The sequence below is a fragment of the Streptomyces sp. NPDC006743 genome, assembly GCF_040703815.1.
Lineage (GTDB): Bacteria > Actinomycetota > Actinomycetes > Streptomycetales > Streptomycetaceae > Streptomyces.
In genome coordinates, this window is the sequence record NZ_JBEYJA010000036.1 from 54163 (window position 1) to 69370 (window position 15208).

Sequence of the window (15208 nt, forward strand, 5' to 3'; positions counted from 1 at the left end):
GGAACTTGAGGGGAAGGTGAGCGCCCGGCCGTCTCCTCGGCGGAGCGGCCGGGCTGCTCGTCCGGTCTGCGGCGGGAACTACGCCAGCAGTGCCGGGATGGTGCTCTCGTGGGCCTCGCGCAGCTCGGCCAGCGGCAGCGCGAACTCGCCCTGGATCTCCACCGCGTCACCGTCGACGACACCGATGCGGGTGGCGGGCAGGCCCCGCGCGCCGCACATGTCGTTGAAGCGGACCTCCTCGGAGCGCGGCACGGCGACGAGCGCGCGGCCGGCCGACTCCGACAGGAGGAAGGTGAACGCGTCCAGGCCGTCCGGGACGACCAGCCGCGCGCCCTTGCCGCCGAGCAGCGCCGACTCCACGACCGCCTGGATCAGGCCGCCGTCGGAGAGGTCGTGCGCGGAGTCGATCATGCCGTCGCGAGAGGCGGAGATCAGGATCTCGGCCAGCAGCCGCTCGCGCTCCAGGTCGACCTTCGGGGGCAGACCGCCGAGGTGGTCGTGGACCACCTGCGACCAGGCCGAGCCGCCGAACTCCTCGCGGGTGTCGCCGAGGAGGTAGAGCAGCTGGCCCTCCTCCTGGAAGGCGACCGGGGTACGGCGGGCCACGTCGTCGATCACGCCGAGGACGGCGACGACCGGTGTCGGGTGGATGGCGGCCTCGCCGGTCTGGTTGTAGAGCGAGACGTTGCCGCCGGTCACCGGGGTGCCGAGCTGGAGGCAGCCGTCCGCCAGACCGCGCACGGCCTCCGCGAACTGCCACATGACCGCCGGGTCCTCGGGCGAGCCGAAGTTCAGGCAGTCGGAGACGGCCAGCGGCTTCGCGCCGGTGGTGGCGACGTTGCGGTACGCCTCCGCCAGGGCGAGCTGGGCGCCGGTGTACGGGTCGAGCTTGGCGTAGCGGCCGTTGCCGTCCGTGGCGAGGGCGACGCCGAGGCCGCTCTCCTCGTCGATGCGGATCATGCCGGAGTCCTCCGGCATGGCCAGGACGGTGTTGCCCTGCACGAAGTGGTCGTACTGCTGGGTGATCCACTTCTTGGAGGCCTGGTTCGGAGAGGCGACCAGCTTCAGGACCTGCGCCTTCAGCTCCTCGGCCGTCCGCGGCCGGGGCAGCTTGTTCGCGTCGTCGGCCTGGAGCGCGTCCTGCCACTCGGGGCGGGCGTAGGGACGCTCGTAGACCGGGCCCTCGTGGGCGACCGTGCGCGGGTCGACGTCGACGATCTTGCCGCCGTGCCAGTAGATCTCCAGCCGGTCGCCGTCGGTCACCTCACCGATGACGGTGGCGATGACGTCCCACTTCTCGCAGATCTCCAGGAACCGGTCGACCTTCTCCGGCTCGACGACCGCGCACATGCGTTCCTGCGACTCGCTCATGAGGATCTCCTCGGGCGAGAGCGTGGAGTCGCGCAGCGGGACGTCGTCCAGGGTGACGCGCATGCCGCCGGAGCCGTTGGAGGCCAGCTCGGAGGTGGCGCAGGACAGGCCCGCCGCGCCGAGGTCCTGGATGCCGACGACCAGCTTCTCGGCGAACGCCTCCAGGGTGCACTCGATGAGCAGCTTCTCCTGGAAGGGGTCGCCGACCTGGACGGCGGGGCGCTTGGACGGCTTGGCGTCGTCGAAGGTCTCGGAGGCGAGGATCGACGCGCCGCCGATGCCGTCGCCGCCGGTCCGGGCCCCGTACAGGATGACCTTGTTGCCCGCACCGGACGCCTTGGCGAGGTGGATGTCCTCGTGCCGCATCACGCCGATGGCACCGGCGTTGACCAGCGGGTTGCCCTGGTAGCAGGCGTCGAAGACGACCTCGCCGCCGATGTTGGGCAGGCCCAGACAGTTGCCGTAGCCGCCGATGCCGGCGACCACGCCGGGCAGCACCCGCTTGGTGTCGGGGTGGTCGGCCGCGCCGAAGCGCAGCGGGTCGACGACGGCGACCGGGCGGGCGCCCATCGCGATGATGTCGCGCACGATGCCGCCCACGCCCGTGGCCGCGCCCTGGTAGGGCTCGACGTAGGACGGGTGGTTGTGCGACTCCACCTTGAAGGTGACGGCGTAGCCGTGGCCGACGTCGACGACGCCGGCGTTCTCGCCGATGCCGACGAGCATGGCGTCGTTCTCGGGGGCCTTCTCGCCGAACTGGCGGAGGTGGACCTTGGAGGACTTGTACGAGCAGTGCTCGGACCACATCACGGAGTACATGGCCAGCTCGGCCCCGGTGGGGCGGCGGCCCAGGATCTCCACGACCCGCTCGTACTCGTCCTTCTTCAGGCCGAGTTCGGCCCAGGGCAGCTCGACGTCGGGGGTCGCGGCCGCGTGCTCGACCGTGTCCAGAGGCGTCCTGCTCATGCGGTGACCAGCTTCTTGAGGATCGAGGTGAAGAACGGGAGGCCGTCGGTGCGGCCGGTGCCGATCAGCGGCTCGGTGGCGTGCTCGGGGTGCGGCATGAGGCCCACCACGTTGCCGGCCTCGTTGGTGATGCCGGCGATGTCGCGCAGCGAGCCGTTGGGGTTTCCATAACCCTCGGCGGCTTCGCCGCGGACCAGGTAGCGGAAGGCGACGCGGCCCTCCGCCTCCAGCTTGTCGAGGGTGTACTCGTCGGCGACGTACCGGCCGTCCATGTTCTTCAGCGGGATGTTGATCTCCTGGCCGGCCGTGTAGTCGGCGGTCCAGGCGGTCTCCGCGTTCTCCACCCGCAGCTTCTGGTCGCGGCAGATGAAGTGGAGGTGGTCGTTGCCGAGCATCGCGCCGGGCAGCAGGTGGGCCTCGGTGAGGACCTGGAAGCCGTTGCAGATGCCGAGGACCGGCAGGCCGGCCTTCGCCTGCTCGATGACGGTGTCCATCACCGGCGAGAAGCGGGAGATGGCGCCGGCCCGCAGATAGTCGCCGTAGGAGAAGCCGCCGGGCAGGACGACCGCGTCGACCTGCTTGAGGTCCTTGTCCTTGTGCCACAGGGCGACGGGTTCGGCGCCCGCGAGGCGGATCGCGCGCTGGGTGTCCCGGTCGTCGAGGCTGCCCGGGAAAGTGACGACGCCGATACGAGCGGTCACTTCGCGGCCTCCGCGACCACGTCGCCGGACTCGACCTTCACGGTGAAGTCCTCGATCACGGTGTTGGCGAGGAAGGATTCGGCAAGCTCGTGAATGCGGGCGAGGGCGGCCTCGTCGACGGGCCCGTCCACTTCCAGTTCGAATCGCTTTCCCTGACGGACGTCGGAGATGCCTTCGAAACCCAGCCGCGGCAGTGCGCGCTGCACCGCCTGGCCCTGGGGGTCGAGGATCTCCGGCTTGAGCATGACGTCGACTACGACGCGTGCCACTGGCACTCCCGGTGTGTGGTGCTGAGCAGGTTCCTTCAGACTACCCGCACAAAATTTCTACGCGAGTAGACTGGTAGGAATCTACGTGACGCCCGTCACGGAGCCGCCTCGATCGGGGGGCTTCGTGAAAAGTTCTGGAAAAGTTCGGCCTTCCGCCTCGCGCCCGGTATTGCAGGGGTGCCACGCCGGGACACGCAGAGAGATTTAGTCGGGGCTTCACTTCGCAATGCCCGGCACTGTACAAATGAATTGGCAACAGCCGATACTTTTCCCGATAACCGGCGGACAGTCGGCACCTGACGAACATCTCCCCACGTCATGGCGGAGTGCACGGGCACAGGTGCCGCACGAAGGGACCGATATTCGTGGCGCAGCGTGTCGTGGTCACTCTCTTTGACGACATCGACGGCTCGGAAGCGGCGGAGACGATCGCCTTCGGACTCGACGGCAGGTTCTACGAGATCGACCTGAACCAAACCAATGCCAAGAAACTGCGTAAGGCGCTCGCGCCCTACGTCGAGGCGGGCCGCAAGCGGTCCAGGTCGGGCAAGGCGTACCGGCAGACGGAGGTCGCCCCCGACCCGGCGGCCGTCCGGGCCTGGGCCCAGGCCAACAAGATGGACGTGCCGGCGCGCGGCCGCATCCCCAAGAAGGTCTACGAGGCGTTCAGCGCGGCCCAGTGAGGGGTGCCCGCCTCGGGCACGTCCGCCTCGGCCGTGGCGCCTTCCGGCGCGGCCGCCGAGGGCGCGTCCGTCCCGGGAGCGGGCGGGGCGCGGGGCAGGCCGGGGCGCTCCGGGAGGCGGCCCAGGGTCCGTCAGCGGGCCCTGGGAGCAGCCGACTTGCGCTACCCCCCTGCTGATCAGCTAATGTCTGGAGCACGCCGAGGGGCGAGGCCGGAAGGCCGAGACCCACGGAGTACATGCGGGTGTAGTTCAGTAGCAGAACATCCCCCTTCCAGGGGGAAGGCGCAGTGTGCAATTCCTGTCACCCGCTCTGCACCGCCGGTCCGACCACGCAAGTGGATCAGGTAGGCTGGTGCTCGCACCGATCGGTGAAAGCCGGTCGGATGCAATGCGGACGTAGCTCAGTTGGTAGAGCGCAACCTTGCCAAGGTTGAGGTCGCGAGTTCGAGCCTCGTCGTCCGCTCGGGAATGAGACCCCGGTCCCTCGGACCGGGGTCTTTTCATGTCCGCCTTCCCGCCCTCCGGACGTCGACTGACATTTGTCATTCCGCTCGATGACACCGCGCACTGCTCCCGGTCCCCGTCTGCCGCGACGCTGATGTCATGGACAGGGACGAACACGAGCACGTGATAGAGGTCACCGACCTGCGAGGCGTGTACGGGGGCGGGTTCGAAGCCGTACGCGGCATCACGTTTCACGTGAAACGCGGCGAGGTCTTCGCGCTGCTCGGCACCAACGGCGCCGGAAAGACCTCCACGGTCGAACTGCTGGAGGGACTGGCCGCTCCGGCCGCAGGGCGTGTCCGGGTGCTGGGCCACGATCCCTTCACCGACCGCGCCGCCGTACGTCCCCGTACCGGCGTGATGCTCCAGGAAGGCGGCTTCCCTTCCGAACTGACCGTCGCGGAGACCATGCGGATGTGGGCGGGCTGCGTGAGCGGCGCCCGCGATCCGCGGGAGGCACTTGCCCTGGTCGGTCTGGAACGGCGCGCGGCGGTACGGGTCAAGCAGTTGTCCGGCGGGGAGCGGCGCCGGCTCGACCTGGCACTGGCGCTGCTCGGTGACCCCGAGGTGCTGTTCCTGGACGAGCCGACCACCGGGCTGGACGCCGAGGGCCGCCGGGACACCTGGGAGCTGGTGCGGACCCTGCGGGACGCGGGCACGACCGTGCTGCTCACCACGCACTACCTGGAGGAGGCCGAAGGCCTCGCCGACCGGCTGGCGATCCTGCACGAGGGACGCATCGCCGCCACGGGAAGCCCCGCCGAGGTGACGGCCGCTCAGCCCTCCCGGATCTCCTTCGAACTGCCCCCCGGTTACTTCCTGGGGGATCTTCCCCCGCTCGACTCCCTGGGCGTGTGCGGTCACGAGACGGACGGCCGTCTCGTACGGCTGCGTACGCGGGAGTTGCAGCGGACCGCCACGGAACTGCTGCTCTGGGCCCGGCGGGCCGGTCTCGGACTGCGCCGCCTGGACGCGCGGTCGGCCTCCCTGGAGGAGGCGTTCCTCGGGATCGCGCGGGACGCCTCCGCACGCGAGGCCTCCGCCGGGGAGGCGGCCACGCGCGGTTCCTCCGCGCCGAAGGAAACGGAGTACGTCGTATGACCGGCGGCACCCTCGCCCCCGGCGCGGCCCGTGCCCGGCGCGGCCCCAGCACCGCGCTGAGCCGCATGAGCGCGCTCGCCCGCGCCGAACTGACCCTGTTCGCACGGAGCAGGAGCACCCTCGTCGCCGCCGTCTTCGTCCCGCTGGTGCTGCCGTTCAGCCTCCACTCGGCGGCCGGGCAGTTGGACCTGGAGGACGCCGGGCTCACCGTGGGGCTCGTCATGCTGCCCGCCGCCATCGGCTTCTCGCTGCTGTTCGCCGTGTACTCCACGCTCGTCGGTGTGTTCGTCGCCCGGCGCGAGCAGCTCGTCCTCAAGCGGCTGCGCACCGGTGAACCGCGGGACGCGGAGATCCTCGCCGGGGCGGCGCTGCCCGCCCTCGCCACGGGTCTGGGGCAGTCGCTGATCCTGACGGCCGCCTGCACGGTCCTGCTGCACGTCCCCGCCCCGCACGCCCCGCACCTGGCCGTCCTCGGACTGCTGCTGGGACTGGCGCTGTGCCTGACCCTGGCGGCGGTCACGGCCGGACTCACCCGCACCACGGAGAGCGCCCAGGTCACCTCGATCCCGCTGATCATGGTGTCGGCGGTGGGCTCGGGGACGGCCGTCCCGCTGGAGGTCCTGCCCGACCGGCTGGCCCACCTGTGCGAACTGCTGCCGCTGACACCGGCGATCACGCTGGTGCGCGGCGGCTGGACCGGTGAGCTGAGCGGATACGAGGTCCTGCGGGCCCTGGTCGTCGCCCTGGTCTGGCTGGCACTGGCGGTGTTTGCTGTACGGCGGTGGTTCCGCTGGGAACCACGCCGCTGAGCACGAGGACGGGCGAGGCGCCGGGCGCGGGGGTGGGCGCCGTGCCGAGCGAGGGGGTGGGCGCCGTGCCGAGCATGGGGGCCGCCGTCACGCCCGGCACGGGGACCGCTGTCCTGCCGGGCACGGGGACGGTGCCGGTGCCGGTGCCGGGCACGAGGTACGGCTCGGCGCCGGGCGCGCGGGCGGGTGCGGCATCGTGTGCACGGGCGACCATGGCGCCGGGTGCACGGACGCGGGCGGCTCCGGGTACGCGGATGCGGGCGGCTCCGGGTGCGGTGAGGGAACGGACGGACAGGAGGCGCACGGTGTTCGACGGCATCCGCCGGTGGCAGCGGCGGCAGTGGCGGGAGCGCAGCAAGGCGGAACGCGTCGAGCTGCACAGTGTGATCTCCCTGTGCGCGGCGGAGTGGGTGTTCATGCTCACCTGGCTGGTCCTGCCGGTCGCCGCGGGAGTGCGGCACCGGCCGCTGCCGCTCGTGCTGGCGGGGCTGACGCTCCTCGCCGGCGTGCTCCAGTGCGTGGCGGCCAACCGGCTGGCCCGGCCCTCCTTCGGCCACTACCTGGGCCGCGAACGGCTGCCCGGACGCGCGCTCGCCCCCTCGCTCGGCCTGCTGGCGGCCGCCCTCGCCCTGCCCCTCGTGCTGACCGCGCTCGGGGGACTCGCACCGTGGACGGCCCGGCTCGCCCTCGGTGCGGGTCTGGTGTCGTTCGGCCTGGTGTACGCGATGCTCGTGCCCGTCCCGGTGTTCCTGCGTCGTGCCGCCGTGGTGGGGCTGGTCCTCATGGCTGCGGACGCGCTCGCCGTCCGCAGCGCCCCCGACGTCCTGATGGCGGGTCTGCTGGTCGTCTTCGCCACCGGCTTCTGCCTGCTGGCCGCGCGGTGCGGCGCGTGGACCCTGTCCGTGCTGTGGGAGGCCGAGCGCTCCCGCGAGACCGAGGCGCGGCTCGCCGTGGCCGAGGAACGGCTGCGGTTCGGGCGGGACCTGCACGACGTCCTGGGCCGCAATCTCGCGGTGATCGCGCTGAAGGCCGAGCTGGCCGTGCAGTTGGGCCGGCGCGGGCGGCCCGAGGCGGTGGAGCAGATGACCGAGGTGCAGCGACTGGCGCAGGAGTCCCAGCGCGAGGTCCGCGCGGTGGTGCGCGGGTACCGGGAGGCCGACCTCGGCGCGGAACTCGCCGGGGCGCAGGGCGTGCTGACCGCGGCGGGCATCGACTGCGCCGTCACCGGCCCGGCCGGCGGCCTGCCCGCCACGGTGCAGTCCGCACTGGGCTGGGTGGTCCGCGAGGCCGCCACGAACGTGCTGCGCCACGGTGACGCCCGGCAGTGCGCGATCTCCCTGCGCGTGGAGGGCGGCCGGGCCGAGCTGACGGTCGAGAACGACGGGGTGCCCGACGCCCCGGCGGCCGGCCGGCCGGGCTCCGGCCTGGCCGGACTGCGCGAACGCCTCGCGGCCCTCGACGGCCTGCTGCGGGCGGGCCCGGCGGGGCCCGGCCGCTTCCGGCTGACCGCCGAGGTGCCCCTGCCGCCCGCCGCCGTGCCGGGGCCCTCCGGCCCCGTGCACGAGACCACCCCCCTGAGCGAGGTCACCCCATGACGACGCCACCGGCTCCCGTCCGGCTGCTGCTGGCCGACGACGAGCACCTCATCCGGGGCGCGCTGGCCGCGCTGCTCTCGCTGGAGGACGACCTGCGGGTCGTCGCGGAGGCGGCGAGCGGGCCCGAGGCACTGGCGATGGCCCGGGCGCACGAGCCCGACGTCGCCGTCCTGGACCTGCAGATGCCGGGCGCCGACGGTGTGAAGGTCGCCACATCCCTGCGCGCGGAACTGCCCGGCTGCCGGGTGCTGATCGTGACCAGCCACGGGCGGCCGGGACACCTGAAGCGGGCGCTCGCGGCGGGGGTGCGCGGCTTCGTCCCGAAGACCGTCAGCGCACAGCGTCTCGCCGAGATCATCCGCACCGTCCACGCCGGGAACCGCTACGTCGACCCGGAGTTGGCCGCCGACGCGATCTCCGCCGGGGACTCCCCGCTGGCCGCGCGCGAGGCGGAGGTGCTGGAGCTGGCCGCCGACGGCGCACCGGTCACGGAGATCGCCGAGCGGGCCGCGCTCTCCCCTGGGACCGTCCGGAACTACCTGTCGTCGGCCGTGACGAAGCTGGGCGCGGAGAACCGGCACGCGGCAGTACGGCTCGCACGGGAGCGAGGTTGGGTATAGTTGCTCTCGCGCCACGGCGCAACGCGGACGTAGCTCAGTTGGTAGAGCGCAACCTTGCCAAGGTTGAGGTCGCGAGTTCGAGCCTCGTCGTCCGCTCCGGCGAGAAGCCCCCCGGTCACCACCGGGGGGCTTCTTCGTGCGCGGGCCGTGGGGCCTAGGACACGACCGAGGACCAGTTCGTCCCGGTCAGCCGCTCGTACGCCTCCACGTACTTGCCGCGGGTCGCCTCCACCACGTGCTCGGGCAGCGGCGGCGGGGGCTGCTCGCCCGTGCGGTCCCAGCCGGACTCGGCCGAGGTCAGCCAGTTGCGGACGAACTGCTTGTCGTACGACGGCTGCGCGCGCCCCGGCTGCCACTGGTCGGCCGGCCAGAAACGCGAGGAGTCGGGCGTGAGCACCTCGTCGGCGAGGACGAGAGTCTCCCCGTCGTAGCCGAACTCGAACTTGGTGTCGGCGAGGATGATCCCCCGTTCCCGGGCGATGTCCCGGGCCCGGCCGTAGACGGCGAGGGTCGCCTGGCGCAGCTGGGCGGCCGTCTCGGCGCCGGTCTGCCGGGCCGCCTCCTCGTAGGAGACGTTCTCGTCGTGCTCGCCGACCTCCGCCTTGGTGGCCGGGGTGAAGATCGGCGCGGGCAGCTCGGAGCCGTCGACCAGGCCTTCGGGCAGGGCCAGGCCGCACACCGTGCGGGAGGCGTTGTACTCGGCCAGGCCCGAGCCGGTGAGGTAGCCGCGGGCCACGCACTCCACCGGGACCATCCGCAGCGACTTGCAGACGAGGGTGCGCCCGGCCCAGTCGGCGGGGGCGCCGTCAGGGACCTCGGTGCTGATGACGTGGTGGGGGAGGAGGTCCGCGAGGCGGTCGAACCACCACAGGGAGAGCTGCGTGAGGATGCGGCCCTTGTCGGGGATCTCCGTGGGCAGCACCCAGTCGTAGGCGGACATGCGGTCGCTGGCGACCATCACGAGGTCGCCCGCCTCGTTCTGGTACAGCTCGCGCACCTTGCCGGTGTGCAGATGCACCAGGCCCGGAACCTGGATCGGCTCGGGCTTTTCGACGAATCCGGACACGGTTCCTCCCCGTGGTTCTGTCCAATGGCTCGATTCTCCCGTATCGGACACGGGCCGCGGACAGCGGGTGGACGGCGGCACCCGGACGGTCCGGCGGCGGGCCGCCAGGGGGGCCGGCGGAGGACCGCCCGGGGGCCCGGCGGAGGACCGCCAAGGGGCCGGACGCGGGCCGACGCCGGGTCAGTCGCGCTTGCAGATGCGGTCGAGGAGGTTGGCGGTGGCGCGCTGGATCCGGGGGTCCACGTGGCCGGGACGGTCCAGCGCCGGTGACCAGGCGAAGGTCCCGGACGCGAAGACCAGGGCGCCCGAGGGGGCCCGGTACAGGGACGTCTCCTGGTGGCGCGGGGCGCCCTCGCTGTCGGTGTACGGGGAGTGCGCGAGCAGGATGCGGTCCTGGTGGTCGGGGAGCGGGGTGCGCGGGAAGTAGCGGTCGGCCTCGCCGGCGACCAGTCCCTCGATCCCGTCGCCCTCCCGCGCCCCGGTGGCCTCCCACAGCCAGTGCCCGGCGTTGCGCACGATCAGCGGGTGCGGCTCGGGGACCCGGCCCGCGTACTGGATGCCGACCACTTGCTGCTCGGGCCGGTCGATCTCCCGCCACAGCACCGGCCTGCCGGGGCCCTTGCGTTTGCGGCAGGTCAGCAGGCGGTCCGGGACCCCGGCCGGGGACGGGCCCAGCTCGACCTGCCAGTACATGGTGTTGGCGGAGAGGAAGACCAGGGAGGTGCCGTGCTCGCGGGCGAGTTCGACGGTACGGCGCATCGGGACCGACCAGTACTCGTCGTGGCCGGGGAAGACCAGACCGCGGTAACGGGTGGGGTCGACGCGGCCGGCGTGCAGGTCGCGGGCGTCGGCGTAGGCGAGGTCGTAGCCGTAGCGCTCGGCCCAGCGGATGAAGTCGTAGGCGTGGCCGACGTGCAGCGGCAGGCCCGCGCCCGCGTACGGCCGGTCGAAGCAGACCGTGGTCGCCGCGTCGGCCTCGCCGAGCAGCCGGCCCTCCTCGTCCCAGGCGTGGTAGAGACTGGCTCCGGTGCGGCCGTCCTCCGGGTACAGGTTGTAGGCCTGCCAGGTGACGTCGGGCAGCAGCAGGAGCAGATCCGCCGGGTGGCTGTCGCGGACCGTGAAGGGGATGTGCGAGCGGTAGCCGTCGGCGGTGGTCAGCACGGCGACGTACGCGCCGATGCTCCAGTACGAGGGGATCTGCAGCCGCCAGGACAGCCACCAGTGGTGGCAGGACACGGTGCGGTCGGCGGTGAGCGGCGGGGGCTGGACGATGCCCGAGAGCCGCGGACTCGTGGTGATCTTGGCGGCGCCGTCGCCCCCGTAGTGCCCGATGCGGTAGACGTCGACGCCGAACTCCTGCGGCGGGTCCACGGTGATGTGGAAGTCGATCGCCTCGCCGGGGGTGACGGCGCCGGTGGAGGCGAAGCCCTTGATCTGGCGGTGGACGTCGTCGGCCGAGCGGAGACCGCCTCCGCCGGCGCGGGGGGCCGGGATGCGGGGCGCACCGGCGCCGCCCGGCACGGACTGCGGGGCCGGGTCCACGTACCAGGGGACGACGTGGCCGGTGTCGTCGAAATACGTCTCGCTGCCGCGCAGCCAGGGGACGGGGCCCTGGCCGAACGGGTCCGTGACGGCGTGCGCGAGTGCTCCCGACTCCCAGCGGCGGACACGGTCCGGTCCCATGGCTGTCCCCCTCCCTCGTGCCCCCGTGCTCGGCGTGGCGGTGCTGATGTCTCGTCCGGGGCGGCTGTACGGCGGTGCGGATGTGCGGCGGGGGCCGTTGCCCCGGGGCGGATGCCGGCCGGCGACGCGGCCGGACGTGACCGCGTGGCTGTCGTATGACGTACGCGCTTGCCACGTGCGCGGTCGGTCCCAGCACATCACATAACGCGCGCATGTTGTCACTGCTCGTTGCGAATTGACCGAAAGTGGAAGGAGTGGATCCGGTAGCTCCTCCTCCGGGACCGGCACCGGCCGGGCTCACGCCAGCCGTACGGGCTTCTCCGGACGTATGCCCGCATCGACGAGCCAGGTGCGCAGCGGGAGCGGGTCGCCGTCCTCGACGAGGGCGAGGACCTTGGGGCCGAGGTCGGCGGCTCTCTCCCCGTCGATCAGGAGGGTGGGGCCGTCGAGCCAGTCGAGGCCCGGGGTGGCGCCCGCGGTGTCCATCGCGGCACAGCAGACCATCGCGGTGACATGGTCGGCGAGGAGTTCACGGCCGGTGCGCGGCGGCTGGAGGGGGAAGAGGGGCAGCGCGCCCTCGTCCCAGGGGAGCGCGCCGGGGGCCTGGCCGGCCGCTTCCGCCGGATCCGGCCGGGCCGCGGGCGCGGTGGCCTCCTCACGGGCCAGTTCCGCGCTGAGGCCCGCGGCGAGCGCCGCGCTCCGCTCGGTGCCAAGACCCGTCTCCTCCTCCGCTTCCCCGGCCTCGGGAGCGGCCTGGGCCGCGGCCCACGCCGGGGACGGATCCTGTTCCCGCCGGGTCCCGGCCGGGGGGAGCGCCCGGCTCGCGCCGCTCTCGTCCTCCGCGTCTGTCGCGTCTGTCGCGGCGGAAAGGGTGCGGGGCCGGTGGTCGGAGAGGTGGTCGAGCACGCGGGCCAGGGTCGCGCCGTGCGCGTCGGTGGCCGGGGAGTCCGGGGACCGGCTGACGCCCAGCGTGTCCAGGACGCGGTGCAGCCGTGCGGCGTCCGTGCGCCACTTGCGGTCGACGACCTCGTCCGGGTAGTCCTGCCAGTCCACCGGCGCCCAGTCCGGGCCGCGCTCGGCCGGCCCGCCGTGGAAGAGCCGCGCGGCCAGGAGCGAGGCGGCCTCGTCGACCGCGCCGGGCTCCTCCAGCAGATCGCAGGCGGGCCGCTCGCCGAGGCGGGAGGCGAATCCCTCGGCCAGACGGTCCCGGCGGGACAGCTCCGTGAGCGCCGCGACGACGCCCGCGTCCAGCCGGGACGGCCAGCGGCCCATGCGCCAGGCGGGCAGCGCGACCCGGGTCAGCAGCCGGTCCCAGCCCGCGTACGCCAGGCCCACCTGCTCCTGGGCGACGATGCGCAGACCGTAGTCCACAGCCTGTGCACGCTCGGCGGCGGCCGCCGCCACGCCCCGCTCCATCTGGGCCGCGTCCTCCCGGCAGCCGCGCAGCATCAGGCGGGCCACCCAGCCGACACCCGCGCACACCACGTGGGAGAGGGGGCACCGGCCGGCCGTCGAGGCGGCGGCCACCGCCGCGTCCAGCCCGCGGACGAAGCGGCGGGCCGCGGCTATGTCCGGGTGCGCCGAGGGGCCCGTACCGGCCACCACGGGGGCGAGGACGGCCCGCAGCTCGCCGACGCGCATCCACCACAGGAACGGGGAGCCGATGACGAGGACGGGCGCCGCCGCACGGCGCGGACGGGCCGCGGACGGCCCGCTCACCGCGTCCGGCTCGTCCCGGTCGCCCCCCGCGGGAGGCCCGTGGGCCGGATGGGTGCGGTCCTCCAGCCAGCTGTCGCAGTCCGGGGTGAGCGCTATGGCGGACGGGACGGGCACATCGAGCCGGTCGGCCAGGTCGCGCACCAGGCGGTACAGGTCCGGGGCGGACTCCTCCGGCACCGGGACCGTCGGGCTCATGGCGGGGCGGGCGCGGGCGACGACCAGTCCGACGCCCGCGGCGGCGAGCAGGACGACGACGGCGACCGCGCCCACCACCCACCTCGCGAGGTCCCAGCCCCGGCCCACGAGATGGCCGGTGGCACCACCCGCGAGCAGGATCACCGCGGCGGCCGCGGGCAGCAGGGCCACGGCCAGCGCCCGGCCGCGGACGCGCAGCACGGCCAGCGCCCGGGAGCGCGCCGACAGCGCGCCGACCTCCACACCGGTTCCGGTCACGGCCTGACGTCACCCCCTCCCGTCTGTCCTGGACTGCCCTGTGTTGCCCACTCCCCCACTGTGGCACCCGCCACTGACATCGCAATGCCGGTGGGCCAAGTGCCGGAACGCTTGCGCCGCACCCTAGTTGGGGGCTGGGCCCACGTCAGCCGGATGGGGCATTGCTCACTCGATGGAATGGCTTTGGTCAGAGGTGGATGACACACGGCAAAGGTCAGGCCCCGGATCCTGTCCGGGGCCTGACCTTGGGAGACACCGCGCCTTACGCGCCGGCCGCCGCCTTCGCGGCGATGTCCGTACGGTGCTGGGAACCGTCGAGGCGGACGCGGCCGACGGCGGCGTACGCCCGCTCGCGGGCCTCGGTCAGGTCCTTGCCCGTGGCCGTGACGGACAGGACCCGGCCGCCCGCGCTCAGCACGGCGTCCCCGTCGCGCCGGGTGCCGGCGTGCAGCACGTACGCGTGCGGGGCGTCCTGGGCGGCCACCTCGTCGAGGCCGGTGATCGGGTCACCGGTGCGCGGGGTGCCGGGGTAGTTGTGGGAGGCGACGACCACCGTGACGGCCGCGTCGTCGCTCCACCGCAGGGGCGGCACGTCGGCGAGGGTTCCGGTGGCCGCGGCCAGCAGGACGCCCGCGAGGGGGGTCCGCAGGCGGGCCAGCACCACCTGGGTCTCGGGGTCGCCGAAACGGGCGTTGAACTCGATCACCCGCACACCGCGGCCGGTGAGCGCGAGACCGGCGTAGAGCAGCCCGGAGAACGGGGTGCCCCGGCGGCGCATCTCGTCGACGGTGGGCTGCAGCACGCTCTGCAGCACGTCGTCCACCAGCTTGGGATCGGCCCACGGCAGCGGGGAGTACGCCCCCATGCCGCCGGTGTTCGGGCCCTCGTCGCCGTCCAGGGCGCGCTTGAAGTCCTGGGCGGGCTGGAGCGGCAGCACCGTCACGCCGTCGGTGACGGCGAACAGGGAGACCTCGGGACCGTCGAGGAACTCCTCGATCACCACCCGGTCGCAGGCGGCGGCGTGCGCGCGGGCGGCCTCCACGTCGTCGGTGACGACGACGCCCTTCCCGGCGGCGAGGCCGTCGTCCTTGACGACGTAGGGGGCGCCGAAGGCGCCGAGCGCGTCGTCGACCTCCTGCGCCGTGGTGCAGACGTAGGACCGGGCGGTGGGGACACCGGCGCCCGCCATCACGTCCTTGGCGAAGGCCTTGGAGCCCTCGAGCCGCGCCGCCTCCCCGGACGGGCCGAAGACCGGGATGCCGGCCTCGCGCACGGCGTCGGCGACCCCGGCGACCAGCGGCGCCTCGGGCCCGACGACCACGAGGCCGGCTCCGAGCCGGGTGGCGAGCGCGGCGACGGCCGCGCCGTCGAGGGCGTCGACCGGGTGCAGCTCGGCGACCTCGGCGATGCCGGCGTTGCCGGGCGCGCAGTACAGCGCGGTGACATCGGGGTCGAGGGACAGGGAACGGCACAGGGCGTGCTCACGAGCGCCGCTGCCGATGACGAGGACCTTCACGGGGTCAGCCTAACGGCAGAGCGCCGCACCCTTTTGTGCGGGTTGCCGAGGGGACCGGAAGGATCTGCTCGTACGTTTATCCGAAACGGCCTCCGCGGACCTCCTCCGAGCCTCCCGCGGGGCTGCACGGGGCTTCCCGGGAACTCTCCGGA

The 15208-nt window shown here is 73.2% G+C and carries 12 protein-coding genes and 3 tRNA genes; 8 read left to right on the top strand and 7 right to left on the bottom strand.

What is annotated here, in order from left to right:
* Positions 1–78 precede the first annotated feature (78 nt).
* The 3 genes from purL to purS are packed head-to-tail and all read right to left on the bottom strand — an operon-like array spanning position 79 to position 3307.
* Positions 79–2337: a phosphoribosylformylglycinamidine synthase subunit PurL gene (gene purL, locus ABZ719_RS25715; RefSeq protein WP_366727529.1), complete on the bottom strand. Its 2259-nt coding sequence runs from the start codon at positions 2335–2337 to the stop codon at positions 79–81.
* Positions 2334–3038 (bottom strand): phosphoribosylformylglycinamidine synthase subunit PurQ, encoded by a 705-nt coding sequence (gene purQ, locus ABZ719_RS25720; RefSeq protein WP_366727530.1) that lies wholly within the window; start codon positions 3036–3038, stop codon positions 2334–2336. Before purQ ends, purL begins: the two co-directional genes overlap by 4 nt.
* On the bottom strand, positions 3035–3307 hold the full coding sequence (gene purS / locus ABZ719_RS25725) for a phosphoribosylformylglycinamidine synthase subunit PurS (RefSeq protein ID WP_366727531.1): 273 nt from the start codon (positions 3305–3307) through the stop codon (positions 3035–3037). Before purS ends, purQ begins: the two co-directional genes overlap by 4 nt.
* 365 nt (positions 3308–3672) lie before the next feature.
* Here purS and ABZ719_RS25730 point away from each other — a divergent pair, with 365 nt between their 5' ends.
* The 8 genes from ABZ719_RS25730 (at position 3673) to ABZ719_RS25765 (ending at position 8715) form a co-directional block, all read left to right on the top strand.
* Positions 3673–3990: an Lsr2 family protein gene (locus tag ABZ719_RS25730; protein ID WP_037862750.1), complete on the top strand. Its 318-nt coding sequence runs from the start codon at positions 3673–3675 to the stop codon at positions 3988–3990.
* Positions 3991–4228: 238 nt separating this feature from the next.
* Positions 4229–4300, top strand: a tRNA-Gly gene (locus tag ABZ719_RS25735).
* 80 nt (positions 4301–4380) lie between these two features.
* Positions 4381–4453 (top strand) — tRNA-Gly (locus tag ABZ719_RS25740).
* Positions 4454–4593: 140 nt separating this feature from the next.
* Positions 4594–5595 carry an ABC transporter ATP-binding protein gene (locus tag ABZ719_RS25745; RefSeq protein WP_366727532.1) on the top strand — a complete coding sequence of 334 codons (1002 nt, stop codon included), beginning with the start codon at positions 4594–4596 and terminating at the stop codon, positions 5593–5595.
* Complete coding sequence (locus tag ABZ719_RS25750; RefSeq protein ID WP_366727533.1) at positions 5592–6404, top strand: ABC transporter permease; 813 nt, start codon at positions 5592–5594, stop codon at positions 6402–6404. Before ABZ719_RS25745 ends, ABZ719_RS25750 begins: the two co-directional genes overlap by 4 nt.
* Positions 6405–6709: 305 nt before the next feature.
* Positions 6710–7999 (top strand): sensor histidine kinase, encoded by a 1290-nt coding sequence (locus ABZ719_RS25755; protein WP_366727534.1) that lies wholly within the window; start codon positions 6710–6712, stop codon positions 7997–7999.
* On the top strand, positions 7996–8619 hold the full coding sequence (locus tag ABZ719_RS25760) for a response regulator transcription factor (RefSeq protein ID WP_366727535.1): 624 nt from the start codon (positions 7996–7998) through the stop codon (positions 8617–8619). The genes ABZ719_RS25755 and ABZ719_RS25760 overlap by 4 nt, the downstream gene beginning before the upstream one ends.
* A gap of 23 nt (positions 8620–8642) precedes the next feature.
* Positions 8643–8715: transfer RNA gene (locus ABZ719_RS25765), tRNA-Gly, on the top strand.
* Between the two features lie 58 nt (positions 8716–8773).
* Here ABZ719_RS25765 and ABZ719_RS25770 read toward each other — a convergent pair.
* The 4 genes from ABZ719_RS25770 to purD form a co-directional block, all read right to left on the bottom strand.
* On the bottom strand, positions 8774–9685 hold the full coding sequence (locus ABZ719_RS25770; RefSeq protein ID WP_366727536.1) for a phosphoribosylaminoimidazolesuccinocarboxamide synthase: 912 nt from the start codon (positions 9683–9685) through the stop codon (positions 8774–8776).
* Positions 9686–9865: 180 nt separating this feature from the next.
* Positions 9866–11368, bottom strand: a complete 1503-nt coding sequence (locus ABZ719_RS25775; RefSeq protein WP_366727537.1) for a N,N-dimethylformamidase beta subunit family domain-containing protein — start codon at positions 11366–11368, stop codon at positions 9866–9868.
* A 297-nt stretch (positions 11369–11665) separates the two neighbouring features.
* Positions 11666–13540, bottom strand: coding sequence for a hypothetical protein (locus ABZ719_RS25780; protein WP_366727538.1), 1875 nt, complete (start codon positions 13538–13540; stop codon positions 11666–11668).
* A 262-nt stretch (positions 13541–13802) separates the two neighbouring features.
* Entirely contained in the window at positions 13803–15056 is a 1254-nt protein-coding gene (gene purD, locus ABZ719_RS25785) for a phosphoribosylamine--glycine ligase (RefSeq protein ID WP_366727539.1), read from the bottom strand.
* Positions 15057–15208 lie beyond the last annotated feature (152 nt).